Origin of the sequence: Psychrobacter nivimaris, assembly GCF_043419765.1 — a bacterium.
Taxonomy (GTDB): Bacteria; Pseudomonadota; Gammaproteobacteria; order Pseudomonadales; family Moraxellaceae; genus Psychrobacter.
Window position 1 is genome coordinate 400,510 of sequence record NZ_JBHOFX010000003.1, and the last position, 26,995, is coordinate 427,504.

22 protein-coding genes are annotated in these 26,995 nt (G+C 41.1%); 4 read left to right on the forward strand and 18 right to left on the reverse strand.

The annotated features are described in order from the left end of the window. The first annotated feature begins 130 nt into the window (after nt 1-130). Entirely contained in the window at nt 131-889 is a 759-nt protein-coding gene (ompR, locus tag ACHEVO_RS08430; RefSeq protein WP_057757943.1) for an osmolarity response regulator transcription factor OmpR, read from the forward strand. Between the two features lie 79 nt (nt 890-968). Next, on the forward strand, nt 969-2,216 hold the full coding sequence (locus ACHEVO_RS08435; protein ID WP_394124607.1) for a CobW family GTP-binding protein: 1,248 nt from the start codon (nt 969-971) through the stop codon (nt 2,214-2,216). A 251-nt stretch (nt 2,217-2,467) separates the two neighbouring features. Here ACHEVO_RS08435 and ACHEVO_RS08440 read toward each other — a convergent pair whose 3' ends face one another. The 4 genes from ACHEVO_RS08440 to ubiG all read right to left on the reverse strand — a co-directional run bounded on the left by ACHEVO_RS08440 (nt 2,468) and on the right by ubiG (nt 5,401). Then, a complete protein-coding gene (locus ACHEVO_RS08440) occupies nt 2,468-2,734 on the reverse strand; it encodes a DksA/TraR family C4-type zinc finger protein (protein ID WP_101204603.1) in 267 nt (88 codons plus the stop codon). 149 nt (nt 2,735-2,883) lie between these two features. Then, nucleotides 2,884-3,720: a YciK family oxidoreductase gene (locus tag ACHEVO_RS08445; RefSeq protein WP_227684600.1), complete on the reverse strand. Its 837-nt coding sequence runs from the start codon at nt 3,718-3,720 to the stop codon at nt 2,884-2,886. 75 nt (nt 3,721-3,795) lie between these two features. Further along, nucleotides 3,796-4,506: an HAD family hydrolase gene (locus tag ACHEVO_RS08450; RefSeq protein ID WP_101204604.1), complete on the reverse strand. Its 711-nt coding sequence runs from the start codon at nt 4,504-4,506 to the stop codon at nt 3,796-3,798. A 67-nt stretch (nt 4,507-4,573) separates the two neighbouring features. Beyond that, complete coding sequence (gene ubiG / locus ACHEVO_RS08455) at nt 4,574-5,401, reverse strand: bifunctional 2-polyprenyl-6-hydroxyphenol methylase/3-demethylubiquinol 3-O-methyltransferase UbiG (protein ID WP_394124608.1); 828 nt, start codon at nt 5,399-5,401, stop codon at nt 4,574-4,576. Between the two features lie 505 nt (nt 5,402-5,906). On the opposite strand from ubiG, the gene ACHEVO_RS08460 reads away from it, so the two are divergent. Beyond that, complete coding sequence (locus tag ACHEVO_RS08460; protein ID WP_057757933.1) at nt 5,907-6,527, forward strand: thiol:disulfide interchange protein DsbA/DsbL; 621 nt, start codon at nt 5,907-5,909, stop codon at nt 6,525-6,527. Between the two features lie 199 nt (nt 6,528-6,726). Here ACHEVO_RS08460 and yjgA read toward each other — a convergent pair whose 3' ends face one another. The 8 genes from yjgA to mazG form a co-directional block, all read right to left on the reverse strand. Continuing rightward, nucleotides 6,727-7,239, reverse strand: coding sequence for a ribosome biogenesis factor YjgA (yjgA, locus tag ACHEVO_RS08465; RefSeq protein WP_057757930.1), 513 nt, complete (start codon nt 7,237-7,239; stop codon nt 6,727-6,729). A 49-nt stretch (nt 7,240-7,288) separates the two neighbouring features. Continuing rightward, nucleotides 7,289-8,254, reverse strand: a complete 966-nt coding sequence (gene rapZ, locus ACHEVO_RS08470; RefSeq protein ID WP_394124609.1) for an RNase adapter RapZ — start codon at nt 8,252-8,254, stop codon at nt 7,289-7,291. Between the two features lie 51 nt (nt 8,255-8,305). Continuing rightward, a complete protein-coding gene (gene panC / locus ACHEVO_RS08475; RefSeq protein WP_394124610.1) occupies nt 8,306-9,208 on the reverse strand; it encodes a pantoate--beta-alanine ligase in 903 nt (300 codons plus the stop codon). Between the two features lie 48 nt (nt 9,209-9,256). After that, complete coding sequence (gene panB, locus ACHEVO_RS08480) at nt 9,257-10,057, reverse strand: 3-methyl-2-oxobutanoate hydroxymethyltransferase (protein WP_394124611.1); 801 nt, start codon at nt 10,055-10,057, stop codon at nt 9,257-9,259. A 111-nt stretch (nt 10,058-10,168) separates the two neighbouring features. Next, a complete protein-coding gene (folK, locus tag ACHEVO_RS08485) occupies nt 10,169-10,690 on the reverse strand; it encodes a 2-amino-4-hydroxy-6-hydroxymethyldihydropteridine diphosphokinase (protein WP_394124612.1) in 522 nt (173 codons plus the stop codon). A 1-nt stretch (nt 10,691) separates the two neighbouring features. Beyond that, nucleotides 10,692-12,920, reverse strand: a complete 2,229-nt coding sequence (gene pcnB / locus ACHEVO_RS08490; protein ID WP_394124613.1) for a polynucleotide adenylyltransferase PcnB — start codon at nt 12,918-12,920, stop codon at nt 10,692-10,694. Between the two features lie 166 nt (nt 12,921-13,086). Beyond that, on the reverse strand, nt 13,087-13,461 hold the full coding sequence (locus ACHEVO_RS08495; RefSeq protein ID WP_394124614.1) for a ComEA family DNA-binding protein: 375 nt from the start codon (nt 13,459-13,461) through the stop codon (nt 13,087-13,089). After that, entirely contained in the window at nt 13,445-14,311 is an 867-nt protein-coding gene (gene mazG / locus ACHEVO_RS08500; protein WP_394124615.1) for a nucleoside triphosphate pyrophosphohydrolase, read from the reverse strand. The genes ACHEVO_RS08495 and mazG overlap by 17 nt, the downstream gene beginning before the upstream one ends. A 138-nt stretch (nt 14,312-14,449) precedes the next feature. Between mazG and ACHEVO_RS08505 the strand changes: the two genes are divergently transcribed. Further along, nucleotides 14,450-15,937, forward strand: coding sequence for a phosphomannomutase CpsG (locus tag ACHEVO_RS08505; protein ID WP_394124616.1), 1,488 nt, complete (start codon nt 14,450-14,452; stop codon nt 15,935-15,937). A gap of 101 nt (nt 15,938-16,038) precedes the next feature. On the opposite strand, the gene ACHEVO_RS08510 is transcribed toward ACHEVO_RS08505, so the two are convergent. The 6 genes from ACHEVO_RS08510 to ACHEVO_RS08535 all read right to left on the reverse strand — a co-directional run bounded on the left by ACHEVO_RS08510 (nt 16,039) and on the right by ACHEVO_RS08535 (nt 26,993). Further along, the gene (locus ACHEVO_RS08510; RefSeq protein WP_394124737.1) at nt 16,039-17,397 is read right to left on the reverse strand and encodes a UDP-glucose/GDP-mannose dehydrogenase family protein; all 1,359 of its coding nucleotides are present in this window, start codon (nt 17,395-17,397) and stop codon (nt 16,039-16,041) included. 64 nt (nt 17,398-17,461) lie between these two features. Further along, complete coding sequence (gene pgi / locus ACHEVO_RS08515) at nt 17,462-19,141, reverse strand: glucose-6-phosphate isomerase (RefSeq protein WP_394124617.1); 1,680 nt, start codon at nt 19,139-19,141, stop codon at nt 17,462-17,464. Nucleotides 19,142-19,144: 3 nt separating this feature from the next. Further along, nucleotides 19,145-20,029, reverse strand: coding sequence for a UTP--glucose-1-phosphate uridylyltransferase (locus ACHEVO_RS08520; protein ID WP_394124618.1), 885 nt, complete (start codon nt 20,027-20,029; stop codon nt 19,145-19,147). 80 nt (nt 20,030-20,109) lie between these two features. Continuing rightward, the gene (galE, locus tag ACHEVO_RS08525) at nt 20,110-21,171 is read right to left on the reverse strand and encodes a UDP-glucose 4-epimerase GalE (protein ID WP_296209065.1); all 1,062 of its coding nucleotides are present in this window, start codon (nt 21,169-21,171) and stop codon (nt 20,110-20,112) included. A 127-nt stretch (nt 21,172-21,298) separates the two neighbouring features. Continuing rightward, nucleotides 21,299-23,527, reverse strand: a complete 2,229-nt coding sequence (locus ACHEVO_RS08530) for a polysaccharide pyruvyl transferase family protein (protein WP_394124619.1) — start codon at nt 23,525-23,527, stop codon at nt 21,299-21,301. Beyond that, nucleotides 23,520-26,993, reverse strand: coding sequence for a capsular polysaccharide export protein, LipB/KpsS family (locus ACHEVO_RS08535; protein WP_394124620.1), 3,474 nt, complete (start codon nt 26,991-26,993; stop codon nt 23,520-23,522). Before ACHEVO_RS08535 ends, ACHEVO_RS08530 begins: the two co-directional genes overlap by 8 nt. Nucleotides 26,994-26,995: the final 2 nt, after the last annotated feature.

A 26,995-nucleotide genomic window follows, 5' to 3' on the forward strand; every position in this document is an offset into this window, starting at 1 on the left:
TAGTTTTTAATTTTATGAAGTGCTTATTCGTAACCAATAATTAAATAATGATAATTAGTGGCAGTGTTTTTGCTCATAGCTATTTACTTGTAGTTTCTGATAACAATAATTTTTATAAAAGGATGCCTGTATGACTGATAACAACAGCCCTGACACGTTGACTCAGCGTATTTTAGTCGTCGATGACGATGCTCGTCTGCGCTCTTTATTGCAACGCTTCCTAGAAGACGACGGCTTTGTCGTTCGTACTGCTCATGATGGCAGTCAGATGGACAAACTCATGCAACGTGAGCTTTTCTCTTTGGTCGTGCTCGATTTGATGCTGCCAGGCGAAGATGGTATCAGTATCTGTAAGCGTCTACGTGAAGACAATGCAGATATTCCTATCATTATGCTGACTGCCAAAGGTGGCGATGCTGACCGTATCGCAGGTCTAGAAGCGGGTGCAGATGATTACTTGCCCAAGCCTTTTAACCCAAAAGAGCTATTGGCTCGTATCAAAGCTGTATTACGTCGTCAAAACCGTGAATTGCCAGGTGCGCCAAGTCATCAAATGGAAGTGGTCGAGTTTGGTCCATGGACACTAGATTTATCGACTCGTACGCTCAAACGCGATGGCAACGTAGTCACTTTGACAACAGGTGAGTTTTCAGTACTAAAGGCGCTTGTACAGCATCCACGTGAGCCATTGACCCGTGATAAGTTGATGAACCTTGCTCGTGGTCGTGAATGGGGTGCGATGGAGCGTTCTATCGACGTCCAAGTATCACGTCTGCGTCGTCTGATTGAAGACAACCCCTCACAAGCGCGTTATATCCAAACTGTTTGGGGCGTTGGTTATGTGTTTGTTCCTGATGAAGCTGAGGTAGAAACCATCAAGAGTGAATAACTTTTGACTGATCTAATTCCTTTTAATATAGGCCGTGTTTGTTTACTCATAAACACGTGCCAATATGATGAGCCTATTTGTGAAAAACCCAATTATTTTTCAAAACATACCCTGCACGTTAGTGACAGGGTTTTTAGGTGCTGGCAAAACCACCGTAATTAATCAGTTACTGGCCACAAAACCTGATGACGAACGTTGGGCTCTATTAATCAATGAGTTTGGTCGTATCGGTATTGATGGCGCACTCCTTGCAAGCTCCCAAGATAACGAGCTTGAGCAAAAAAATATCGCCATTCGTGAGGTCAGTGGTGGCTGTATTTGCTGCACCAGTCAGCTGCCCTTACAGATTGCAATCAGTCGCCTGCTCAGTGAACATCATCCGCAGCGATTACTCATTGAGCCCACAGGTTTGGCACATCCACGTGAGCTGATACTACAACTCAGCGCGCCGCACTGGCAAACTGCCCTACAGATGAATGCGGTGATAACCGTACTGAGTGGCGAGCAGTGGCAACAGATTAAATATCGTGACCATGACGGTTTTCAAGCGCACGTCCGTGACGCCGATGTGCTGATAATCAATCGTTATACCCAATTAAATACTAGCGAAAAACAAACCTTGGTAGAATGGATAACCAAGCTAAATTCGCAAGTAAAAATCATTTGGGCAGCATCAGGACTAACGGCATCTGAGGTAACAGACTCATCAGATGTCCATTCATCAGATAAGTTTGTAGCAAATAAACTTGTAGCAGATGCATATTCGACAACGTTAAACGACCAACTGAATCAGCCCAGCTCTATCATTTCGAATCAACGAAAAGTCAGTATTGCTCATCTTCAAAAATCGATGATTGGTGTACAGTCTCAAGCCAGCTCTTTAGCAACTGTGCCATCATTGAGTGCATCTATAGATGAGACCGAAGCTCAGGCTAGTGCTGATAGTGATCTCCCCTATCGCTACCATGAAGAGCAGCAGGATTTTCAATTGGCTGGATGGCGACTACCTACACACTACATACTAAACGCTGATGATTTACAGAATTGGTTATTAGCCTTGCCAAACTGGCAACGTATCAAAGGCGTGGTACATACTTCTGATGGCTGGATGCAGATCAATTTTAACCCTGGTAGTCTAACTACCAGAACCATCGACCCACAGACTGATAGTCGATTGGAAATTATTTTGCAATTAGACAATACTGTCGATACAAATGCTGTCGACAAAGCTACAGAAAAATTAGAAACTGAGAATGGTGCCAAAGCATCATCGGCCTTGATAGATTGGGAAGAGTGCGATCGCGAACTGATGGCGCTGGTCATATAGCAACAGACAAAAAAAGAGTAGACATTGCTATTCTATCTAGCAATGTCCGCCCTTTTTTTTCAACGCAACTAGGGCGTGTCCTCATTTTAAAAATGGTGATAAAAATGAGATAAATCGCAGTCAAACAAGGAAAATAGCGCAGATAATATCGAGATATTAGTCAGCTATTTGACGACGTTTGGCAAGATTTAGCCATTTTTAACCCATTTAGATAAATATCGATTGAATTGAGGACACGCCCTAACTATTTTTTAACGCAATTGACTGTCTTTACTACCACGACGGTTAAATAGCTCAGCCGCTTTTGCTTCTTGTTCAAGCTCCGTCTGACAGCTAACGCAGTGCTGAATACCGGGCACTGCCAGTCGCCTTGCCTCTGGAATAGGCTTACCACATTCGTCACACAGCTCAGCACTTACACCTGTCGGTAACGAACGTCGCGCTCGCTCCAATGCATCATTTACCGTTGCATCCATCTGTTCGTGCTCAGCACCATCTCTCGACCAGCCACCTGCCATAATCTTATCCTATATTTTATTCATTATAATTAGACAATACAAATGTCTTTAATAACAAATAGATGGGGCTAGCTATGGTTAATTGCAACCTGCAATAGTTTGTAAAACCGTCAATAAAGAATGACGCAATCGATTTACAAACTTTGCTACTAATCTTTAGGTTGTAGCTCAATTACTTGACCGCGTACGCCAATACTTTCGTCACTCATCAGACAGACATAGCCTGCCATGATATCTTCAGGTGTTTTTAAGCTCATAGGGTTTTCACCTGGATACGCATGCGCACGCATGTTAGTGCGAGTACCACCTGGGTTGACACAATTGAAACGTAGATTAGTGGTGTTCTGAGTCTCTTGAGTAAAGATATCACTCATACCTTCTACTGCTTGTTTCGAGAGTGCATAAGCCCCCCAAAATGCGCGAGGATGTGTACCTACAGTGCTAGAGGTGAAAACAACAGACCCATGGTCAGCATCTTTTAATAGCGGCAATAACGCTTGAGTCAGCATAAAAGTCGCTGTGAAATTAACTTTCATCACTTGGGCAAAAGTATCGACGTCATACATCTCAAGCGGCGTCAATTGTCCTAATACACCAGCATTATGTAAGATACCATCTAACTGGCCGACTTCTTTATTGATTAGCCCTTCGAGCTGCTGCATTTCAGCGTAAGTTGCCCCTTCTAGATTCATCGGCAACATAGCAGGCTGCTTACCTCCAAGGCTTTCAATCTCATCGTAGACATATTCAAGCTTGCTACTAGTGCGTCCTAATAATAAAACAGTGGCTCCATAACGCGCATAGGTCAATGCGGCAACACGGCCAATACCATCCCCCGCTCCTGTTACCAAAATAGTCTTACCATCTAGGCAATTACTGGACGGTACAAAGTTACGAATATCATCATGAGTCAAAGGCTGAATAGGACTTTGAACAGTTTGTTTATTGTCTTGTGGATCGACTGGTTGGTTATTATTGTCACTCATGGCATTGCTCACTACTTATCATTAAATCGTTGAGGATATGTGCTTATGGTTGTAAATCTGGTGATATGTAGCAGTCTATAAATACTCAAACTTACCAGACGATAGCAGTAATTTGTTTAACTGCTCAGGCGTATCCGTAATATAGTCGGCGCCCCATTTTTTTAAAGACTTTTGATCTTCAGGTGGAATATATCCATAAGCGGCCAAAATCGTTGGCATGCCAGCGGCGTTGCCAGCTTCAATATCACGCACATGATCACCGACATAGAGCACGCAGCCTGCCGCGCCTCGTGGAATACCCAGTTTTTCCAGCGCCATATACATTGGCTCTGGGTCTGGTTTGGTACGTGATACATCATCTGGACAGACCAAAACCGCACAGCGTTGATCCAGTTGCATCTCACTTAATAGCTTTTCGGCTAAATAACGTGGCTTGTTGGTAACGATACCCCAAGGCACACCTTTTGCTTCAAGCTCAGTCAGCACCGCTTCAAGCGCCTGAAACACGCAGCTATCGACACAAATATCTGCTTCATAATCATCTAAGAACTGCTGACGAAACTCAAGCAACGCTTCCTCGCTGACTTCGAGTTGATCGTTATGTCTTAGCATCAATTGCACCATGGCCGAGGCACCCGCAGAGACTTGCTCGCGGATTTCCGCTTCAGGCGGTGCCTGCCAATCATTTTCGAGACTCATTTTACCAATGATACGAACAAAATCAGCAGCAGTATCGATTAATGTCCCATCAAGGTCAAATAAAACAGCTTTTACAAATTGGGTCATAGTGAATGCTCTTGAGATTGATGACGTGTTTAATGAAAGTATGGCAAATAAACGGACGCTTGCAACATTAAACCAGTGGCTTTTGTACGGCTATCATATAATTAACATCGACATTTTGGGCAAGCCAGTAGCGTTTGGTCAGCGGATTATAATGCAAACCGATAATATCCTGACGAACAAATCCAGTATTAAGGGCCATTTTGTCTAATTCAGCTGGCGTGATAAATTTGGCATAGTCGTGGGTGCCGCGATCAAGCAATCGCAGCACATACTCTGCACCAACGATGGCAAACAGATAAGATTTAGGATTGCGATTAATCGTTGATAACACACAGACGCCACCAGGAGCTAGCAACTCATAACAAGCTTGCACAATCGAGCTAGGATCTGGCACGTGCTCTAGCATCTCCATGCACGTCACCACATCAAACTGACCAGCCTGCGTTTTTGCCAACTCTTCAACAGGTATATGCTGATAACGAAGCGTGCTCTCTAACTGACTTTGCTCTGCATGTAACGCAGCAGCTTTTAGGTTCTCTGTACCTAAATCAATTCCTGTCACATCAGCACCGCGGCGTGCCATAGATTCTGACAATATTCCGCCGCCGCACCCTACATCGAGTATTTTTTTGCCAGCAAGTCCTTGCTCAGCGGTTTTATTAGCAGCGTTTTGATAGCCACGTTTGACGTTTTCTTCTATCCAGTTTAAACGTAATGGATTAATCTCGTGTAGCGTTGCAAATGCACCTTTGTTGCTCCACCACTCACTCGCCAAGTTATTAAATTTTTCGACTTCGCTAGGATCTACGTTGATGATGTTAGACTCTGTACTATTGAAAGCGCTATTGTTATTTTGATCACTCGAAGTTGATGAAGAATTTAAAGCTGGGCTCATGGTATGTTCCTTGATTGTCACTATCGTTATTATCGTTTACAGTGCACGATTATGTGCTTAATATTAGCATGAGAGTAGCAGTTTTGTCGTAAGCACATCGTCACCGATTGTGAATAGGCTTAAACTTTACCCTGTTTTTTGGGCAATATCTTAATATAGAAGAGCTAAATACTTTTGTGACAATATCGCATCCTAATACTTTCGACTATCTTAAATCTTACATAGAAATAAAGTAGACGTTTGAGAAACAGTAGGTTCAGAAAGTAACAAGCAATATACCTTAAATAATAGCTAACAGCTTTACAACTATCGGTTAAGAATGCGATTCACAAGTACATACATTTTACGTTATCATAGTCGATACTTTGCTATTGTTCGATTATACTCGACACTGTCTGGTTTAAACGCTTTAAAAGCTATATATTTTAAAGTGTCACATATTTAAAAACCATATAGACACCAACCTCTAAACCCATTCTAAGTCTCCACACCTCAAGGATAAAGTATGAAACGTGTCATCACACTGACTGGTCTAGCCATGGCCATTGGACTTGCCTCTATGGGCGCACAAGCTGCAGACTATGTCGCTGGAAAAGATTACCGTGTGCTAGACAACCCAGAGAAAATCAGCGGTGATGCTATCATTGTTCGTGAATTCTTTTGGTATGGCTGCCCACATTGTAATGCGCTTAACCCGCACATGGAAAAATGGGCAAAAACCAAAGACAAAGATGTTGCCTTCTTCAAGACACCAGCAGCACTTAACCCTGTTTGGGAAGCCAATGCTCGCGGTTTCTATGCGGCTCAGCTTTTAGGCTTTGAAAGCAAAACTCATGACGCATTATTTGACGCTATCCATAAAGATGGTAAAAAACTGTTTGACCAAGCGTCACTAAGCAAATGGTATGCATCAAAAGGTGTTGATGAAAAGAAATTTAATAGCCTATATAACTCATTTGCTGTTGGCACAAAAATCGGTCGTTCTCAAGAAGGCGCCAAGCGTTATCAAATCACTGGTGTCCCATCTGTCGTTGTACAAGGCAAATATGTGGTAACTGGTGAAAACGCTAAAGTCGCTAAAGTTGTTGACTATTTAGTTGACAAAACTCGCGCTGAAAAGAAATAATTCGAGCCATGAATACTTGAATAACTCACATGACGTACAGCATATCTGTATGTCGTGCACAAAAAAGCCAATCATAAATTGATTGGCTTTTTTGCATCTTAACCTTTTAGCTATACGTCTTTTAATTACTCATTTTTAACTACTAATCTTTCAACTAATAAAATTCTAATTAATAGATTTCTAGCTTGGTATATAGATGTTATTTCTTCAGCTGCGATAAAATAGCCACTTCACGTATATAGCTTGCCAAATCTGCTTTAGATTCTGCTAGCAACTCATCATCTTGCATATGTTTGGCATACTCTATCCACAATAATAACTGATACATACTGTGGTGCTCAGAAGCTTTATATTGCTTCACAAATTGCTTGAGCGTACCTTCATCATTGATATTCAGACGCTCGTACCAGCTCTCTATTTTTGAGACTTGCTCTTTAGGAAAAAAGGCATCAAATAGTGCCTTTATCAGCTCATGACGATTCTCTTCAATCATAAGCTTGCCAACACGTTTGGTCTGACGATTACGAGCATTGGCACTAGTAATATCAGCCAATGCCATTAGCTCAGCCATAAAATAATCACTGGCAGGTAAGGCTTTTAGCTGTTTTTTCGATAAGCTAGCAAGCGGTATCGATAACTGCTGCAAGCGCTCATGGGCTTTTTTGAGTTCTGTGCGCGAGACGCGCATATCCTGTTCTTTCCAGTCGATCATAAAAGCTTTCCAAAATAATAATTAATAAATTAAAGAGTGTCTGATATCACTACCAACGACTTTTTTCGCGGTGTTTTGCCAATACCTTCACGCCTTTAGGCATAGCGTCAGCAAGGCGGCGCTGTAGATGATCAGTGATAAAAACAGAGCGATGTTTGCCGCCCGTACAGCCTATGGCAACTGTGACCGTATGACGATTATTGTGCAAAAACTCTGGTAGCCAACGGGTCAAAAACTTATCAATATCACCCATCATTTCTGCTACTTCTGGATAATCTGAGAAGAATGCGCCTACCTCAGTATCCAGACCTGTCGAGTCACGTAACTCAGGGTTCCAATGCGGATTCGGTAAAATTCTAACATCGAATACAAAGTCAGCATCGATAGGGCTACCGTATTTAAAACCAAAAGACAGTAGATTGATGACAATCTGGTTGTCCATGCCTATGTGTTCACGCAAGCTGTCTTTTAACTGATGGATATTTAGGCTACTGGTATCAATCCTAATATCAGCGTGACCAGCAATTGGCTCTAATAGCTCAACTTCTTTTTTGATAGCAGCGGGTAAATTAAAGGCAATATGCTTAGCGTTATCACTATCAATATCTTGTGACATTAGCGGATGTACGCGTCGCGTCGCATTGAAACGAGCTATCAGCGTACTCTCTTGTGCAGTCACATATAAAATCTGTACCGCATGCGACCCATAAGTTTCCTTGAGAGAAGCATATGTCACTGCAAAGTTAGATAAATCCGCACGTGGCGTTCGAATATCGACACCAAGCGCAATACGATGAATACCGCTTTCATTAACCAGTTTATGAGCAGCATTAGGTAATAAAGATAGCGGTAGGTTATCAATAGAGTAATAGCCTAGATCTTCTAAGATATTCAATACTGAGGTTTTACCAGAGCCTGAACGCCCTGAGACCACCAATATACTGAGCTTATTCGTAGACGTCTGATCCGCTATCGTTGCTACCGCATTACTATTTTGATCCTGACTTACACCCATGATCTACTCATCCAAGTCTATTATATCTAGTCTACTGCTATGTCATAAAAGCTAATTTACCATTACCAACTGATTGTCTAATAAACGCGCTCGTCCTAGCCACGCTGCGACTAAAATAACGATATTTTTGTTTTCTATATTAAAGGTTGTAGAGTCGCTCACAACAGAACCTAACTCATCAGTCTTTATTTCCAGATAATCAATAATAAAACCTGCGTCACTAATACGTGTCCGCGTATCTACTAATAGCTTATCAAATGCTTGCTGACTAAGAGCCGTACTTTTCAAACTCTGCGCTAATTCTTGCAATGCTTGATGTAATACAGGGGCAACTTGACGCTCATTTGCACTTAAGTATTGATTGCGCGATGATAGCGCCAAGCCATCATCAGCACGAACAATAGGCGCACCAATGATATTAATAGGATAACTCAAGTCACGTACCAACTGCTTAATGATAGCAAGCTGCTGATAGTCTTTTTGTCCAAATACTGCCACATCTGGTTGTACGATATTGAATAATTTAGCGACAACAATACCAACACCATCAAAGTGTCCAGGACGTGATTGACCACATAACTGATTGGCAATAGCACCAGCCAATACAGCAGTAGGTGGTGGTAATACTGGATACATTGCATCAATACTAGGTGCAAACACGTAATCTGCATCCACTGTCGCAAGCTTTGCCACATCTGCATCTAGCGTACGGGGATAGCTATCAAAATCTTCCCCAACGCCAAACTGAGTAGGGTTAACGAAGATACTGACCACCACTACATCTGCATGCTGCTTGGCAATTTTTACTAGCTCAAGATGACCGTCATGCAGATTACCCATCGTTGGTACTAACGCAATGCGCTGCTGACGGCCTTGTTTGTCACTTTGCTGACCACGATAAGGCTGCAGCGCTTCACGTAGTGACGAGATATCATGATAAATAATTGGAGACATGATTATTTTTCTTCTATTCAAACGTTCTGTTGTTCAATAGCTTCAAAATCAGCTAAATTGGTGCTGCTCAGTCGGGAAGCTACCTTCGCGTACTGACTGCTGATAGAGCGCAAAAGCACCTTCGATACTGTGTGCACTATTGCGATCATCTGTCAAAAAGTCATGGATAAAACGTGGCACTCGGCCATGCGCCATACCTAGCATGTCATGCATAACCAATACCTGACCATCAGTGTCTGCTCCAGCACCGATGCCGATGACTGGCACAGCAACAGCTTCAGTAACGGCTTTTGCAAGCGCCGCTGGAACACATTCTAATACTAGTAACGCAGCACCAGCATCGACGACTGCCTTGGCATCAGCAAGCAGTTTATTAGCCGCCTCATCACCGCGGCCTTGAATTTTATAGCCACCAAACACGTTCACAGACTGCGGGGTCAAACCAAGATGTATACAAGTTGGTGTGCCTGCTTGTGCCAAGGTCGTTACCAATTCACAAAGCTCACTGCCGCCTTCGATTTTTATCACATGCGCCCCTGCTTGCATCAGCGTGCGGCTATTAGCAACGGCTTCTGGTAGTGTCACATAACTCATAAACGGTAGGTCAGCCAATATCAGCGCGTGTTTGTTGCTACGGGCAATATTGGCAGTGTGATAAGCCATATCATTGACTGTTACAGGTAATGTTGAGTCATGGCCTTGTACAACCATGCCCAAGCTATCCCCAATCAGAATCGTGTCAATTTCGGCTTTTTCCATCATTCGTGCAAACATCGAGTCATAGCAGGTCAAGCAAGTGAACTTGGTACCGTCTTTTTTAAACTTATTTAACGTAGATAATGTCGTCATATGACCCTCAATTAATCTGCAATGCCTTTGATTATCAATACTGCTACTATTCTAGCTGTGATCGAGATGTCTTAAACCAATCTCCCATCACTTAGCATCATTTACTTATAATCAATCGCTTGATAGTAATGTTAAACCTGTCCAATCGCGACTTTGTGCATAGTCACTTATCGACTTACCTGCGATGGTTAAATTTGGTGCCAACTCTCGCAGTGGTATTAAGACAAAATTGCGCTCACTTAAGCCAGCGTGCGGTATTGTCAGTGTTGGATCAGTAATCTGTATCTCACCGTATAGCAAAATATCAACATCCAGACTACGTTCACCCCAACGGCGCAAACGTGCCCGCTTGGCCATGCTCTCTAACTGCTGACAAAAAGCAAGCAACTCGTAAGGGGTAAGTGTCGTCTCAAAACCAGCTACTGCATTAACAAAATCCGGCTGATCTTGCGGACCCATCGGTGCTGAAGCGTAAAAAGAAGATACACTTACTTCACGTACCTGCTCATGTGCTCGCATTACTGCAAGCGCCTGCTGTAAATGATCAGTAGGCGAACCCAGCTCATTAGCGAGGTTGCTACCCAAGCCCACATAACAGGTAACCCAGTTACTATTATCTGTACTGTTATCCATATTATGCGCTTTCAGTACTAGGCTGACGGCGGCGGCGCTTCGATGGTACAGGGCCTTTACTATCAGTGACTTTCACAGCAGGCATCTGATCATTCGTATCTTGCTTCGCTTTAGCAGCCTTTGCAGTAGTTGCTTTCACCGATTTTTTGGCTCTCGCAGGTGCAGCAGTTTTTGTCGCGTCTTTGCTATCTACTGCCTTGCTAGCTACTTCCTTTACACTTTTAGTATCGCTTTTATCAGTTGATTCAACTGCAGGTTTAGGCGCTTTTTTCGCATACTTCGCTGCTGGCTGTGCTTTGCTATTACTACCCTTCTCATCGCTATTGCCTTGTACTTCGATATTGCTCGCACTATCTACAGTAGGTTGACGACGGCGACGCTTATGCGGGATCGGCTCGTTATTCATACTGACTAACGCAGGTGATCTTGCGATCGAGCGAACTGGTCTAACCTGATTAGCTGACGCTTGAGCTTCTGGTTGGTCAGTATTAGACGGCTGAACGTTATTTGAGCGCTCAGCTTTAGCCGCTTGCTTTGGTGCATCTTGATTGGTTGATGCTTGCTTTCGTACAGGTGCTTTGCTGCGCTTCGATGTATCATCAGCTGACAGTTGCTTCTGCAATGGTGGCACTACGTTCTCGTGCTCGATAACAAATAATGGCTTAGGCTTTGCCTGTTGACTTGCCGATTGCTTGTTATTGGCAAGAGACAACTGCTGTAGCTGAGCAAGCTCATTATTGTCTTGCTCTACTTGCTGCACGTTGTGTCTGCTACTGTCGTTGCGGCCAGCTTTAGACTGGCTGGCAGCGCGGCGGCGACGGGCTGGAATATTTGACGAATCATTTACCATTGTTTGATCATTTCTACCTTTTTCAGCACGGTCATCGGCTTTATTTTGCTTTGTACTGTTCTGATTAGGTGTTGCGTTATCAGTAGTCTGTGTTTTTGATTCTTGACGATTACGTCCGCGCCCACGTTGCCCTTTTTTATAAGCACCTCGGCGAATATTTTCGTCAAATTCATCAATCGCCTGCTGTTGCTCTTGTTCAGACAAGGTTTGATACGTCTGCCACCAGTCACCCATATCGTTGGTTGACTCTGATAGCGGATGCTCAGCATCGCCACATTGCTCACGCAATAACAAAAAGTCAAAGCCAGCACGGAAACGTGGATGCTCAGATAGCTGAACGATTTGCTTGCTACGTGGGGCTGCAAGTTTCGGCTGCAATATCCAGATATCACGGATGAATTGCTCAGCAAATTTCGGAATAGCGGTTTTGATACGCTGACGGTCGATGACTTTACCAGCAGCATGCATTTGCGCTTCGGCAAACGGCATATTGCGTTTCTTGGCTTTTGCTAATTGATGTAGGTAATTTTCCCACAGTAAGGCAGCATAGAAGAACGCAGGGTTGATGCTCTTGCCCGCTGCAATACGCTTATCAGTATTGATAGCTACCTGATTGACTAAAGCACTTGGCTCAGATGGTGGATAGATAATGAGACTATCAATCGCACCTGATTCAAACAATAGCGGCAATAAGGGTACTAAATAGCCACCAGTAAACATCTTTTGCGTTTCATCATAGAGACGATGCGGTGATATTTGCTCAAGCAGCGCCCAGTTCCCGTCATTGAATTGAGCAGACAACGCTTCATCAAACTCAAAACCCAACTTGGCTTTGAAACGTAAGGCACGTAACAAGCGCACAGGATCTTCTTCGATACGTACTGGCGCATTGCCCAATAGACGAATGATTCTGTTATCAATATCATCAAGCGCGCCGCAGAAATCATGGACGATGCCTTTGAGCGGTTGATAATAAAGCGCATTAATAGAGAAATCGCGACGGGAGAAATCTTGTTGGATATCGCCCCAAACATTGTCGCGCAGAATCATACCGTCTTGATTGGTATTAGCATCACTGGTTGGTGGACCACGGAAAGTAGCAACTTCGATCAACTCGCGACCTGAATATACATGCGCTAACTGGAAGCGGCGACCAATAATGCGGCAGCGCTTGCCAAAGACATCTTTAATCTCATGCGGCTTGGCATCGGTGACGGCATCAAAGTCTTTCGGGCGCAGACCTAGTAAAGTATCGCGCACACCACCACCGACGATATACGCATCAAACCCAGCACGGGTCAATGTGGCGATCACTTCAGTAATGGAATTGGGTAATTCAGATTTGTTCAGTTCTAACTGCTTGGCGGCACGCTCGGCCATGCATCTACTCCTCGCCGGTATTCTTTAACTACCCCTGAATAACACAGCGTTTATCAGGCGGATGTACCCGCTAGTTTAACAAATTTTGGACCTACTGGGGGTGTTATGACATTTACTTACATGCTATTTTGTCAATATTGGGGTTAATTAATGCAAAACACCCTCATTAATCGCGCACGCTTAAACGTCTTTGGTTTTTCTCGACTGTTTTTGCACCGATACCTTTCACTTTTGCTAACTCATCCACTGTCTTAAAATCGCCAAACATATCACGATATAAAATTATCGCCTGCGCTTTACTACTGCCGATACCATCTAACGAAACCAGCTCGCCTTCATTGGCTCGATTGATATTGATAACTTTCTGCTCACGCGCTTGTGTGATAGCTTGTTCTTTTGCGATTAAATACTCATAGGCACGTTTAGGGTCGTCAAAACAAGGATCTGCATTTGCATTACTGAGTGCGACCACAGATAATAGCAGACTAAAAGCGGTGGTCGTCAGTAAGCTGACAAATGAAAATTTACGATGAGCGTTCATGTTGTTTCGCCGCTTCCCACAGTGCATCCATTTCTATTATATCGCTGTCTTCAATACGCTTGCCAGCGAGTTCTAGCTGCTCCTCAATATAACCAAAGCGTGACTTAAACTTGTGCACGCAGGTTAAGGTAGCCGCTTCTGCATCAAGGTTTAGTTTACGTGCAACATTTACGAGTGCAAATATACAGTCGCCTAATTCTTTTTCGACCTCTCTGATGTTAGCTTTGACCTCAGCTGTAGACTTATCTGTTAGCTCATGTTTTAGCTCAGCAACCTCTTCGTCTAACTTGTCTACAGCACCTGCAATACCTTCCCAATCAAAACCCAACTTTGACGCTTGCTTTTGTACATCCTGCGCCTGCATCAATGCGCTACCCGCTTTGACTTGGTCTAAGCGACGCTTGGATTTACCACGTGCTTCACGTGCCTGCTGCTCCTCAAGCTTGATTTCGTCCCAGCGTACTTTTACTGCCGCATCGTCTTTGAGCGTTTCGGCTTCAAAAACATGTGGATGACGACGAACCAGCTTCTCTTGCAAAGTACTGATAACATCATTCATATCAAAGCGCCCTTGCTCCGCATACATCTGACAATGAAACACCACTTGCAGCAGCACATCGCCAAGCTCACCTTTGATGTCCTCATCATCATCGCTTTGTACCGCTTCGCCTAGCTCATAAGCCTCTTCGATGGCATACGGAATAAGGCTATGGTTGGTTTGCTTTTTGTCCCACGGACAGTCTGTCCTTAGTCGTGCCATCAACGCTAACAAATCATCAAGCTCGCCAGTGGCGTCTGGCGTTCCTTGTACAGGCTTAGGCACGGTAATTTTATTGTCTGAAATACTCATAAGGGCGGCTCTTATCGTTTTATATGTTGTTTGATGATTCGTCTAATAGTTAGTGTATCATTGAACACAGCTTGGCTTATAATTGTGCTACTGACGTTTTTATTTTACCATCGCTCATGCGCGAGGAACTTTATCATTATGTCCACTTCTGCGACCACCAGCTATCAACCAACCGCAAAATTCGACCCTGTTACTATCAGCTCATTTAAAGCTTATGATATTCGGGGTGAGCTTGGGGTTAACCTCGATGAAAATATTGCCTACCGTATCGGGCGCGCGTTCGCACAGATTTTATATCAGCGTTATCAGGCAGCGGCTCAAACCCAAGTCGATGATATGGCAACTCTAAAACCTGCTATCGTTATCGGGAGTGATATTCGCCACTCTAGTGAGCAGTTAAAGCAAGCAGCTATCACAGGTATGATGGATGCAGGCGTTGATGTGATTGACTTGGGTATGAGTGGTACTGAAGAAGTATATTTTGCCACCAGTCACTATCAGGCGTTAGGTGGTATCGAAGTGACTGCCAGTCATAACCCTATCAATTACAATGGCCTAAAACTGGTTAAAGAACATTCAAAACCAATCAGCGCTGATGATGGTTTGGCAGAGATTCAAGCACTGGCAGAATCTGGGCAATTCACTACGGACAACCAAACGGGCAAATTACAGTTATTGACGGATAAAAGCGCGTACATCGATCATGTCATGACTTTTATCGATACTGATAAACTAAAACCACTTAAACTGGTCGTTAACTCAGGCAATGGTAGTGCAGGTCCTGTGGTCGATTTATTAATCGATAAATTAGCACAAGCAGATGCACCGATTGAAGTGATTAAATTGCATCATACACCGGATGGTAGCTTCCCCAATGGCATCCCCAATCCAATGATTGAAGCCAATAGAGTAGCTACCCAGCAAGCCGTCTTGGAAAACAACGCGGACCTTGGTATTGCTTTTGATGGTGACTTTGATCGCTGCTTCCTATTCGATGAACGAGGTGAGTTTATCGATGGTAGCTATATCGTAGGTATGCTCGCTCAAGCTTTTTTAAACAAATATCCGCGTGAATCAATCGTCTATGATCCACGAGTGATTTATAATACCGAAGCAGTGATAGAGGAACATAATGGTAAGGCTGTCATCAGTAAATCTGGACACTCATTTATTAAGCAAATCATGCGTGACTCAGGTGCTGTATATGGCGGTGAAATGTCTGCCCATCACTATTTCCGCGACTTCTTCTATTGCGACAGTGGCATGATTCCATGGTTACTGACCATTGAGCTGTTGTCTATCACCGGTAAAACCTTATCAGAATTGGTCACAGGCTATATTGCCGCTTATCCTAGCTCAGGCGAATTAAACTTTCGTCTCACAACCCATGATGCACCGGCTATCATCAGCGCTATTGAAGAGAAGTTTAGTACGCAAAGCACAGTTAAATCGACACTCGATGGTTTAAGTCTGAATTTTGGTGACTGGCGCTTCAATCTACGTGCATCGAATACCGAACCGCTTATCAGATTGAATATCGAAAGTCGCGGCGATCAACCGTTACTGGCTGCTAAAACTCAAGAGATACAGCAATGGCTAGCAACTCAAGGTGCCATACCGGCATAAAGTTATTAACCCCAGTAAGATGATCCTGATTGTCAGTCGAAAAAGGCTCGCTAATGAGTATTAGCGAGCCTTTTTCTATTCATAGAAAACCTTAAATCAAACTATTTGGTTCGACCAATACCCATATAGTCACCTACTAAGCTATTAATTTGCGAGCGTGTCAGGGCATTTTGCGCATCAAATACTGGCATGGCTTGTTGATTGATTTTGCCAATATCCAATTGATCTCGTGGTGACCAACTAACAATAAAAATAGCATGGGTATCGCAAAGCTGTTGATAGGGACTAGTAATCAGCTCAAGCAATGGCTGTTGCTGATAGAGCTCGGCAAGTTCATGCTGTGCCTTATCGCTATAAACCAGTGTGCGAATATTATAAGACCACAGTAATGCTAACAATGGATGGATAGCTGAACCAGCAGTACGTCCTGAGCCTGACTTATAACTACTGCCCCAAATCATGACTGTTTTATTATCAATGAACCCATCAAAATACTGCCAGAATTTACGGAATATCAGCTCTTTTTGATCTTCATTAATATGCACAATAGATTGTAATAGAGGCATATCCAAACTGTGTGTGCGGCTTGATTGTTGCAATTTAGCCAGCTCAGTGGGCAAAGTATTACCACCGAAGCCCCACCCTGCTTTTAGATAACTGCTACCTACCCGCTCATCCAATCCCATAATGCGACTGACTTGACTGATATCGACATTTTGACTATCAGCCAAACGTGACATTTCATTCATAAAGCTCACTCTAGTCGCTAGCATCGCCATGATACTACTGCGAGCAAACTCTATCGTGGCGATATCAGCATGATGAGTAGCTTGTGCATGCTGCATCAAAGGCTTCAATACATTCAAGTGCTGACTGCTACTTGCTGTCTTTTCACCCAGTAGCCATAACGAAGGGTTCAACATCGAGCTATAAGCATCACCGTCTTGTAAGAATACAAATGGCACATAATAGACCCAAGCACGTTGTAAACGCTGAGCCAAATCAGCTACATGGCCTAATTGCTCAATGCCGCTCATAATCACAGGTAGCGCCTGCTGATGGCTTTGATTAAACGCGGTAATCCAACTGTCTTCTGTCCATGCTAGCTTGACACTATCTAAAAACAACCAATAAAGCGTCACCGTACTTTGAACATCAGTTTTGTCATGGCCTACTGCTTCATAACCTTTTATTAGCATATCGGCACTAGCTAGTAGGGCTTTACTAATAATAACCTGCTGCTGCTCATACATTTGCCATAAGGCTTGCAGATGATGCTCAAAACCATACTGTTGTATCTGCTGCGTCAGTAGCATCTTGTCTGCATAAAGATGTACACACTGACCGAGACTTGCCAGCACCACTGCACTGGTAATCGCCTCTATGCTGTGACCAATAAGCACACAAACTGTAGAATCAGTTAATTGGTTTGGTTCAGATTCATTATTGTATTTATTCATATGGCTACCATCTAGAGCCGTCTCCATGAGCGTGCTTTCCTATATTATTGACACACCATTATCGCTAGGATAGCTGTTTGATACGCTGTAGTAATTGGTCAGTAGACGTATCGAATAGACCTTGAGAATCTTTCTGCACGTGCTGCATAGCATGGTGTACGGAGTCTGCCATTTGTTTGCCCATCTCGACGCCCCATTGATCAAACGGATTGATATCCCAAATGCTGGCCATGACATAGACCTTATGCTCGTAAAGCGCTATCAATGCGCCTAAGCTATGCGGTGTCAGCTCATCAATCAGTAATGTGGTTGACGGTTGGTTACCACGGTAGTACTTATATTTGTCCGCATGAGATACTGTCTGTGGATTGACCAGATCTGTTACAGCAGCATTGCCAAATGCCAATACTCGACTTTGCGCCAAACAATTTGCTAAAGACAATTCGTGCTGTTGCTGCAATGAGGAGTTTCGCGCCTCATCACCGTAGCGACGTACACAAGCAATAAAGTCACAGGAAACCTGCTGCGTGCCTTGATGTAGCAGCTGATAGAATGCATGCTGCGCATTTGAGCCGATTTCACCCCATAGAATTGGGCAAGTATCATAGTCAATATGATCCCCATTTCGAGTAACGGACTTACCATTACTCTCCATCTCTAGCTGGGTAAGATAACTTGGTAAATAGCCTAGCCTGCCATCATAAGGCAATACAGTGTGCGCATTTACTTGTAAAAAAGTACTGTTCCAAACAGCAAGTAAGCCTAGCAATACGGGTAAGTTATCAGCAAAGTCAGCCTGTAAAAAATGCTCATCCATACTATGAGCACCGCTTAATAGCGCCTTAAAGCCATTCATACCGATACGAATAGCAATGGCAAGGCCAATTGCTGACCATAAAGAGAAGCGACCGCCGACCCACTCCCAAAGCTGCAACTGATGCTCAGGATGAATTCCCCAAGCACTCATTTTTTCACTATTGGCTGAGATGCCGATAAAGTGACGACGCAATACACTATCTTCTGTACCTGCACGGAGTTTTGCCGTCGCAAGTAGCCAAGATAATGCTGTCTTGGCATTTGATAAAGTGTCAACCGTACCAAAGGATTTGGAAGAGATAATAAATAGTGTGGTCTCAGGATTTAAATGCTTGAGCAAATTATCAAGTTGCGTACCGTCCATATTGGAGACAAAATGCACCTCAATACTGGTATCTGCCCACTCGTCGAGCGCTGTAGTCGCCATGAGTGGGCCTAGATCAGAGCCACCAACCCCAATATTGACAACATCTGTAATCGCCTTGCCCGAAAACCCGCGCCACGTGCCATTGCGCACGCGCTCTGAGAGGCGTGTTACTTGTGCCAAACTATGATGTACATCAGCGACGATATTTTGTCCATCGACTTGTAATGTCGCTGCCGCTGGCAATCGTAATGCTGTGTGCAATGCAGCACGCTGCTCGCTAGTATTTACCATCGCCCCTTGTAGTAACGCATCAATACGAGCATCCAGCTCACAGCTATCAGCCAAACTCAGTAAGTTAGACAATACTGCCTGATCGATACGCTGCTTACTAAAGTCCATATACAGCGCACCAACCTGCACGCTAAAATGCTTAGCACGCTTATCATCTTGCGCGAATAGCTGTGCAAGCGACCAAGGATGCTTTGCAAGCGTTTGTAGTTGCTGCCAGTATTTAGAATGTCGAGCACTACTATATGCCTTATCGCCTTTTATCTCATTCATCAGCTACTCATCATCTGCTAATTGCTGCTCGGCAAAGTAGATGAACGCCTGCATATACGAGCGCATATCGCCTGCATCGTAGCTATCACCACGCATAGTTGTGACATGGACACCATATTCACTAATGAGCGCATCAATCGCATCTGTCAGCTGAATCTCACCGCCAACTGAAGCTTTAGTATTGGCTAAGTAATCAAAGATATGGTTACTAAATACATAGCGCCCTACCACAGCCAGATTGGAAGGAGCATCAGCTAAATTAGGCTTTTCTACAAAACCAACCACTTTAAAGCTGGCATTAGTATTTATTTCTTCATCAATGTCATTAGTATTGCTGAGCTTTTCATCTAGTCGAGCGATACCATACTTATGTACGTCTTCATCCGCTACTTGTTCAACCAATATCTGTGAATGACCATCGGTAGCAAAGGCATCTAACATAAACGCCAAATTGTCAGCTGACATATCAGTAGTAAAAGGATCAAGCACGACATCAGGTAACAATACGGCAAAGTCATGCTCACCAATGATTGGTCGCGCTGCCAGTACTGCATGTCCCAAACCTAACGCCTTACCTTGACGTATCATCGACACAGTCACATCTTCTGGCAACCAATTTAAGCTATCAGCCAACTCATCTTTGCCTTTATGACGCAATTGGTTATCCAATTCCGCATTGATATCGAAATAGTTTTCTATAGCGCTTTTTTGCGCATGACCGACCAAGACAATATGCTTAATACCGGCAGCGATAGCCTCTTCGACCACGTAGTGAATAGCAGGGCGATTGCCAAGCGGCAACAACTCTTTTGGCACAGATTTCGACAATGGCAGCATACGGGTGCCAAAGCCTGCGACAGGAATAACAGCGTGAGTGATTTTTTTCATAGTTTTTTAGTTATTTTAAGAAGGTGGGTAGGAATGAGTCAATCATAACGCATTATTAGGCAGCTGTAACGCCATACGACTTAAGAGACATCATAGCCATTCGGGTTCATGCTCTGCCAATGCCATGTATCTCGACACATATCAGCAATTGATAGTTCAGCTTGCCACCCTAACAGTGTTTTCGCTTTATCGGCACTGGCATAGCAACTGGCGATATCCCCTGCACGACGTTCTACAAACTGATAAGGAATGCTCTGACCAGATACATCAGAAAATGCAGATGCCAATTCTAATACAGAAGTACCTTTGCCAGTGCCTAAGTTGATAGGTAAAAAGCCTACTGAGTTCTTTTTTGCCGTATTATCTTCATTTGGTCTGGTTTGTTTATCTAGATAATTTAGTGCAGCCACATGACCTTGAGCTAAATCAGTAACATGAATAAAGTCACGTACACCTGTTCCATCGACAGTAGGATAGTCACTACCAAAGATACTGAGCTTGTCAAGTTTGCCGACGGCCACTTGAGAAATATAAGGCATCAAGTTATTAGGAATGTCATTGGGGTCTTCGCCAATTTGTCCTGATGGATGTGCGCCTACTGGATTAAAATATCTAAGAGCAATCAGGTTCCAGCTGTCATCAGACACAGCTAAGTCTTCTAATATATGCTCGACGGTCAGCTTACTCTGACCATAAGGGTTGGTACAAGAACGCTTTGATTTCTCATCGATAGGCAGAATTTCAGGGTCACCATAGACAGTGGCAGATGATGAAAAAACGAAGTTTTTCACATTATACTCTTCCATAATTTCTAACAAGGTTATGGTGCCGCTGACATTATTATTATAATACAGCAATGGCTTTGCTACTGACTCCCCAACTGCTTTTAACCCAGAAAAGTGAATCACGCCAAAGAATTCGTGCGAAGCAAAGACCTCTCTGAGTAACTCAGGATCTCGTATATCCCCTTCGATAAACTCAATTGTCTGTCCAATAAGAGTAGAGACACGGTTAATCGCTTCACGGCTACTATTAGATAAGTTATCGTATACAACAATATCATAGCCTGCTTCGTGTAGTGCTATACAAGTATGCGAACCGATATATCCAGCACCGCCTGTAACTAATATTGTATTTTTCATAAATTTCTCAGGCACAAAAAAAGACACCTTTATGATAGAAGTGTCTTTATGTTATACCAAGGAATGGTTAAAGATACAATAAGATAGTACTATTTCTAATTAAACTTAGTATTGTCAAAATACCAATTCATTGAAACACAGGTGAAAAAATATTTTTAATTTCATTTAAACATTTATGCACCGTTATAGTCTTCTTATCTATAGTATATGTTACAACCCAAGTTGTATTTTTATGATATATATCTTGGTGTTTTTGATTAAAACGCCAATTAAACTTATTACCAGTTGATAAAGCAATTACCTTTTTACCCAATCCCCCACAAATATCTAATAAACTATTGGGCGGAGTAATTATCAGATCACAGCATTCTATTATTGCTGCAATATTTTCAATATCATTCTTTCTATCTATTCTTGGCTCATATACATTAATGTTGTTGAACCCCAATATACCAATATTTACATATAAAAAATTATCATAAACTTCGAATATTTTATGATAATTTTTGGCAGAAAATATATTAGCTATTCTCTCAGGAGTATTTATTTCTGTACCCGTACAAACACCTATAATTTTATCTTTATCAAAACTATTAAATAACCCAAACCAATAAGCTTTTAGGTTTTCATCAGCCGCTAACGATACATAAATTTTCTCTAGGTCATGTCTAAAATATGAGAATAAATCTTGAGCCGGTACCATAACGTGATGGTCATTCAAAAAGTCATCTTGATTCATATAGACAAAATCAGGATTAATTCTTGTAAATAGAGCTATCAACCTCTCATCACAAACTATAGTTATTTTTAAGAAATTCTCAGTAAGATACTTAAAAATTAAAGATTGTTTAACTTGGTCACCAATCCCGCCTTCCATTATCACTGTAATTTCTTTAGAATCTAGATGTAATGAATAATGACTTCCATTATCGATCAAATTGCAACTAAAAGGTCTAAAGTGCAATAGCTCCCATGCTTCTTGCAATCTGTGTGAGTGAAGTAGGTAAATATATTTAGCTTGGTTCCAGCCAGCCTTGTCATTAGTTTCTAAGTCTAATATTTCGGTATAACGACCCAAATCCATATATAAATAACTTAGATACTTATAAGCTCTCTTGGCATCCAACTCTATCAACTGCTTAAGTAATTTCTCAGCAGTATTAAAATCTCTGACTCCGTAAGCTGCTATTGCTGCATTAAATATTAAGCTGCTATCTTTAATAAAAATAGTACTATATTTTTTATAATATATAGTATAAGAGCGATTTTTTATAAGATTACTTTTAGCTAACAAGTTCTTTTCACTCAGAAGCAAGTTTTCTCTTAGTACATTTTTATAAAAGTTAGTTTTAGAGGTATTACAGTGTACTTTTATACTTTCCTGCCACTGATTGACTGTTATAGATTCCTTTACATCAGAGTTATTAAATAATAAACCAAAATAAGTATCGAAAACCTCAAAATCTTTATTTTTACTTTCTTTCAAAAATGACTGAAACTCTTTGTATAAATTTCTATTTTTCATAGCATAATTGATACAGCTTTCAAGATCTTTAGAGTGAGTACATATTGGTAGAGGAAGGTTAGATGATTTGATAATACCCTCCACTTTATGAGAGTTGGAAGGCAATGCAACAAAGGGCTTACCGCCCAATCCACTAAGGTAAATCGAGTGATATCTAGGTGCTATAATTAAATCTGCTGTTTGAAAATTAGCGACTGTATGCTGCCACTGATTGTAAGCTTCACTATTCTGTAATGGATAGTATGAAACATCATAGTCAGTTCGGACTTTGCTTACGATGGGATAGATAACTGACTCTACATGGGGATGCCAGTCATTTACAATTACCTTTGAACAAAAATCTATACTAATCTCATCACTGAAGTCAGCATTTACTATACTATCAACTGTTAGCCTACAGTCGATACCTTTACTACGCAGATACTCATATGACAGCTGCTCTCTGACAGCTAAATCAGTCAAGCTTTTAAAAACATCATCAAAACCGTCTATCTCTTGTATAGTAGCATTAATTAAGAAAACAGGTTTATTGATACTTATTGCAAATTCCGCTATAGCTAGTAAAAACAATCCTCTATTATGATGTAAAGTACCTTCACCATTTATTATAACTCCATCACATAAGTGAACGCCGTTTGCTATCTCACTACTTTGTATAAACTCAAGAGAAGATACACGATCCCCTTTCCAATACTGTTTAATTTCAGAATTGCTATAAGTTTTTACTTTTATATTTCTACTAAATAAAGATGTTAAGTGAGCATAGCATACTCCAATACAACCGATATGAGGGTCAATTGCTGTATAGTTGAGATAGATAATACTATTCATTAGAGAGACCGAAGCTATGTAATCTTGTGTTCAACTCGCTAACTAATGCTTCTTTGTCACCCTTATTTGGGACATCTACAATAATCATTGAGCTATGCCATACATCAGTAGAGTCATTATCAATTTTTCTCCACAAAATCTGTGAAGAGTTGGAAAATAACCAAGTATTCACTCCTAAGGCACCAGCTAGTTCTGCAACTGTCGTAGCAGGCGCAATAACTAAGTCTAGGCACATCATTAAAGCTGCTACATCGTCTAGATCATTATATTGATCAATATCAGTAAAGTTAATCATCTTCCCAGGAAAGCGCTCTTCAATCCACTCTAACTCTTCTGCACAATCATCATATTGTAAGTTAATAAACTGTATTGAATCATTATGAAAAATAGGAGCTAATTGCTCAATATCTAAATAATGCTCCATACGGGTAAAGTTAGTAAGGCTACTTCTCCAATTTAATCCTACTAGTTTTTTGCCAGATATTTTATAGGATTGTAAACGTTGCTTATATTTATCAATTAAATCAATATCCGCATATAGATATTTATTACCTGTAAAGTCTGCATAAGTGTCTCTAAACTTTCCCATGAAATCAGTTACTAGAAATACTTTACTGTAATTATCTAATTCTTTGAAAGCATTATTATCTAAAATGGTCGTAAGCGTCGTAGAGGGCAGTTGATCATAATCACCTACAGGATATCTTTCACTAAAACCTCTTGTTCTTCGAATAGGCAAAAAATCTATATTTTTGAATGATCTACTAAGTAAGTTATATAATCTGTAATCACATGAGATGGTAAACGGCTTAGATGAATAAGCTTTTTCAAGTTCGCTATAGATAGACATAAATCTAATCTCGTCACCAGGACCATAGACTGCTAGTATCAGACTATTATCTTCAGCTCTAATATCAGAAATATTATTGGCTTCTCTAAACTTTCTTCCTAATAAAAAAGCAATATCATTGGTAAAGTTTTCATTGATATAACATTCATATGCCCTACCAATCTTACCTTTCTGTTGTAAGATCGGCATACTAAATGTAGAATTTAGTTTCATACCTATGTTAATACAATAATTTATGTATTCTTCTGCTTTATCAAAAGCGCCAATAAATATATTCAGGCGTATCAACTGTTTTATAATAAACTCACTCGTATTGAACCTTGAGTAGCTTTCGAGGATATCTATAGCTTCTAAATCTTTTCCCTCAGAATGTAAAAAATCGGTATATACCTTTAGTAGTTTATCAGGTCTAGTATTTTTAGAATTGTACAATTCCAAAAACAGTTTTTTAGAAGCTATGTAATCTCCATGTTCGATCAATCCCATTAAACGAGATATAGACTTATCTGTGCTGAGATATACAGTTGAACCTATTAAGTCAAACCAAGTAGAACTACGACCAACCATGACTCTATACTTAGATATTAGTTCAGGATTCAATTTGGTAGAAAGTAGTACATAATCTATAATACATGGTATAGAATAATTACTTAGAATATATTTATTATCTATATATTGATTCAATGCCTTTCTATTATTTTTTTCTATATCAATCATCATAGACATTAGACTAACACCTAACGACTGATTGAAGTTAAAAGTATTATATAAAGTCCTCGAAGCAGTATTGAGGTAGTTTATTTTGTTTATCGTGCTGTCTGGTAATCGTAACAGTTCTTCAATAGTTTTTAATAATTGAGAGAAATCACTTCGTGAACTAAAAAATTCTAATTTGCTTACAAGTAACTGTCGCTTCTGATTATTCCACTCTTCTAACTTTCTATCTTCAGAATCAACTTCAGAATTCGTCTCTTTTACATTATTTTCATTCGCATTATACAAATCATGAGATATGAGTTCAGATTCTGCAAAAAACTCTTGGGCCTCTATCAAACTTATACTTTTCTGTTTAGGAAAAAAAGCTGATATCAATTTATTTAAAAACAAGCTATCTAACTGGCTCTTAATAGAAAATAAAAAATCAATAAAAACATCTTGATCGCAGACACTCATAATACTAATTAGGAAGTCTTGTCTTTTTTCTAAAGACACCTTACCCCAAGTATAATTGAGTAAAATTGCATCTATTTCAAAAGGCTTGAAATAGATAAACATTTCTTTATACAGTTTACTATCGCAAGTTGCAAGGTTCCTCAATGTATGTTGAACCGTTAACTGCAAGGAAGGCTCCAAACCCTCATCCAACTCACCTTGATAATCAGCTTTATATGTTAGCTGCAGCACTTCACTACGTATCTTATGGATAGTAGTAATCAAGGGGTAGATATTATTTTCAGAACCTTCTGCGACCCCTACTATATATCTCGGATATACAATATAAGCCCCGATAAATAACTCAAGCAAAGACAGCTTTCTATTTCGTCTGGTTAAGTCAAATTCACTTCTATCATCCGTTAATCCCCAACCTGCATAAAAAGGTTGACCTAATACAGTCACCTGTTTTCCTCTAAGTAGTGCCTCTAAACCAGTCAAAGAAGTAATAGTGTAAACATGATCTACCCTTTCAATTAAATCGATAATATGTTCATCAGGCGATAATATTTCAGCGAAAAGCTCTACATTTGTATTCTTAAAATTAGATTCTTGAAACCCTTTGAAGATTTCTGGGTGAGGGCGATAACATATTTCGGCATCTGGATTCTCATATTTAGCTAATCGAACCATATCCTCCATAGACCATCCATCTGGATTTCCATATCGAATTGATGCATCGTTATCTACTTGTCCAATAACAAGTACTCTTTTCCTTAGTTTAAGACTAATAGAGTGATACATAGCAGGAGGATTGTACTTAGATACTTTCAAATCTATGATTGAGCTTAGAAGCTTAGAAGCTTCTTTTGCTAAATTATTATGAATGTTAAAGTCATAATTATTTAAAATTTTCTCGATATCCGAAGGTTGTGTCGAGTTATAATATAATCCTGATTTATCAAAAACAAGCGAGTATGGAGTGGCTCCATTAGCTCCCAAGTCTGCAGAACGTATAAAACCATCTTCTACACGCCATATATCTATATTTTTATAGCTTATATACCTGTTTAAAAATGTGCTTTCATTGTAGCCCCATATTACTATCACTTCAGGTTTGATAGATAAACGCTGCATTACACCTATCATTTTGTAGTTCGTTAATTTACGTGGTGCAAACGCTACTCTAAATTCATCTAAATAATCTGCAATAAATCCAAACTTCCAATCATTACAACCTATAGCAACTGCTATAGGCTTATCTGTACCCTCTACCCAGTTTTTTCCTACTAAATATAGCTTTTCAAAACCACTCTCTTCTCCAAATATCTCATAAGGGTCATGAACTACGAACTGATACTCTTTACCAGCTGGTACTTTTTTTTTCCAGTGATTTTGAGTACGTTTTGAAAAATACTCAGCTAACTCAGACTTTTGATGGGCTTTGGACTGTTTATCTATCATAC

Bases quoted from the DNA above. Each gene is read 5' to 3' on its own strand.
- ompR (WP_057757943.1), top strand. From the start codon at position 131: ATGACTGATAACAACAGCCCTGACACGTTGACTCAGCGTATTTTAGTC.
- ACHEVO_RS08440 (WP_101204603.1), bottom strand. From the start codon at position 2,734: ATGGCAGGTGGCTGGTCGAGAGATGGTGCTGAGCACGAACAGATGGAT.
- ACHEVO_RS08445 (WP_227684600.1), bottom strand. From the start codon at position 3,720: ATGAGTGACAATAATAACCAACCAGTCGATCCACAAGACAATAAACAA.
- ACHEVO_RS08450 (WP_101204604.1), bottom strand. From the start codon at position 4,506: ATGACCCAATTTGTAAAAGCTGTTTTATTTGACCTTGATGGGACATTA.
- ubiG (WP_394124608.1), bottom strand. From the start codon at position 5,401: ATGAGCCCAGCTTTAAATTCTTCATCAACTTCGAGTGATCAAAATAAC.
- ACHEVO_RS08460 (WP_057757933.1), top strand. From the start codon at position 5,907: ATGAAACGTGTCATCACACTGACTGGTCTAGCCATGGCCATTGGACTT.
- yjgA (WP_057757930.1), bottom strand. From the start codon at position 7,239: ATGATCGACTGGAAAGAACAGGATATGCGCGTCTCGCGCACAGAACTC.
- rapZ (WP_394124609.1), bottom strand. From the start codon at position 8,254: ATGGGTGTAAGTCAGGATCAAAATAGTAATGCGGTAGCAACGATAGCG.
- panC (WP_394124610.1), bottom strand. From the start codon at position 9,208: ATGTCTCCAATTATTTATCATGATATCTCGTCACTACGTGAAGCGCTG.
- panB (WP_394124611.1), bottom strand. From the start codon at position 10,057: ATGACGACATTATCTACGTTAAATAAGTTTAAAAAAGACGGTACCAAG.
- folK (WP_394124612.1), bottom strand. From the start codon at position 10,690: ATGGATAACAGTACAGATAATAGTAACTGGGTTACCTGTTATGTGGGC.
- pcnB (WP_394124613.1), bottom strand. From the start codon at position 12,920: ATGGCCGAGCGTGCCGCCAAGCAGTTAGAACTGAACAAATCTGAATTA.
- ACHEVO_RS08495 (WP_394124614.1), bottom strand. From the start codon at position 13,461: ATGAACGCTCATCGTAAATTTTCATTTGTCAGCTTACTGACGACCACC.
- mazG (WP_394124615.1), bottom strand. From the start codon at position 14,311: ATGAGTATTTCAGACAATAAAATTACCGTGCCTAAGCCTGTACAAGGA.
- ACHEVO_RS08505 (WP_394124616.1), top strand. From the start codon at position 14,450: ATGTCCACTTCTGCGACCACCAGCTATCAACCAACCGCAAAATTCGAC.
- ACHEVO_RS08510 (WP_394124737.1), bottom strand. From the start codon at position 17,397: ATGAATAAATACAATAATGAATCTGAACCAAACCAATTAACTGATTCT.
- pgi (WP_394124617.1), bottom strand. From the start codon at position 19,141: ATGAATGAGATAAAAGGCGATAAGGCATATAGTAGTGCTCGACATTCT.
- ACHEVO_RS08520 (WP_394124618.1), bottom strand. From the start codon at position 20,029: ATGAAAAAAATCACTCACGCTGTTATTCCTGTCGCAGGCTTTGGCACC.
- galE (WP_296209065.1), bottom strand. From the start codon at position 21,171: ATGAAAAATACAATATTAGTTACAGGCGGTGCTGGATATATCGGTTCG.
- ACHEVO_RS08530 (WP_394124619.1), bottom strand. From the start codon at position 23,527: ATGAATAGTATTATCTATCTCAACTATACAGCAATTGACCCTCATATC.
- ACHEVO_RS08535 (WP_394124620.1), bottom strand. From the start codon at position 26,993: ATGATAGATAAACAGTCCAAAGCCCATCAAAAGTCTGAGTTAGCTGAG.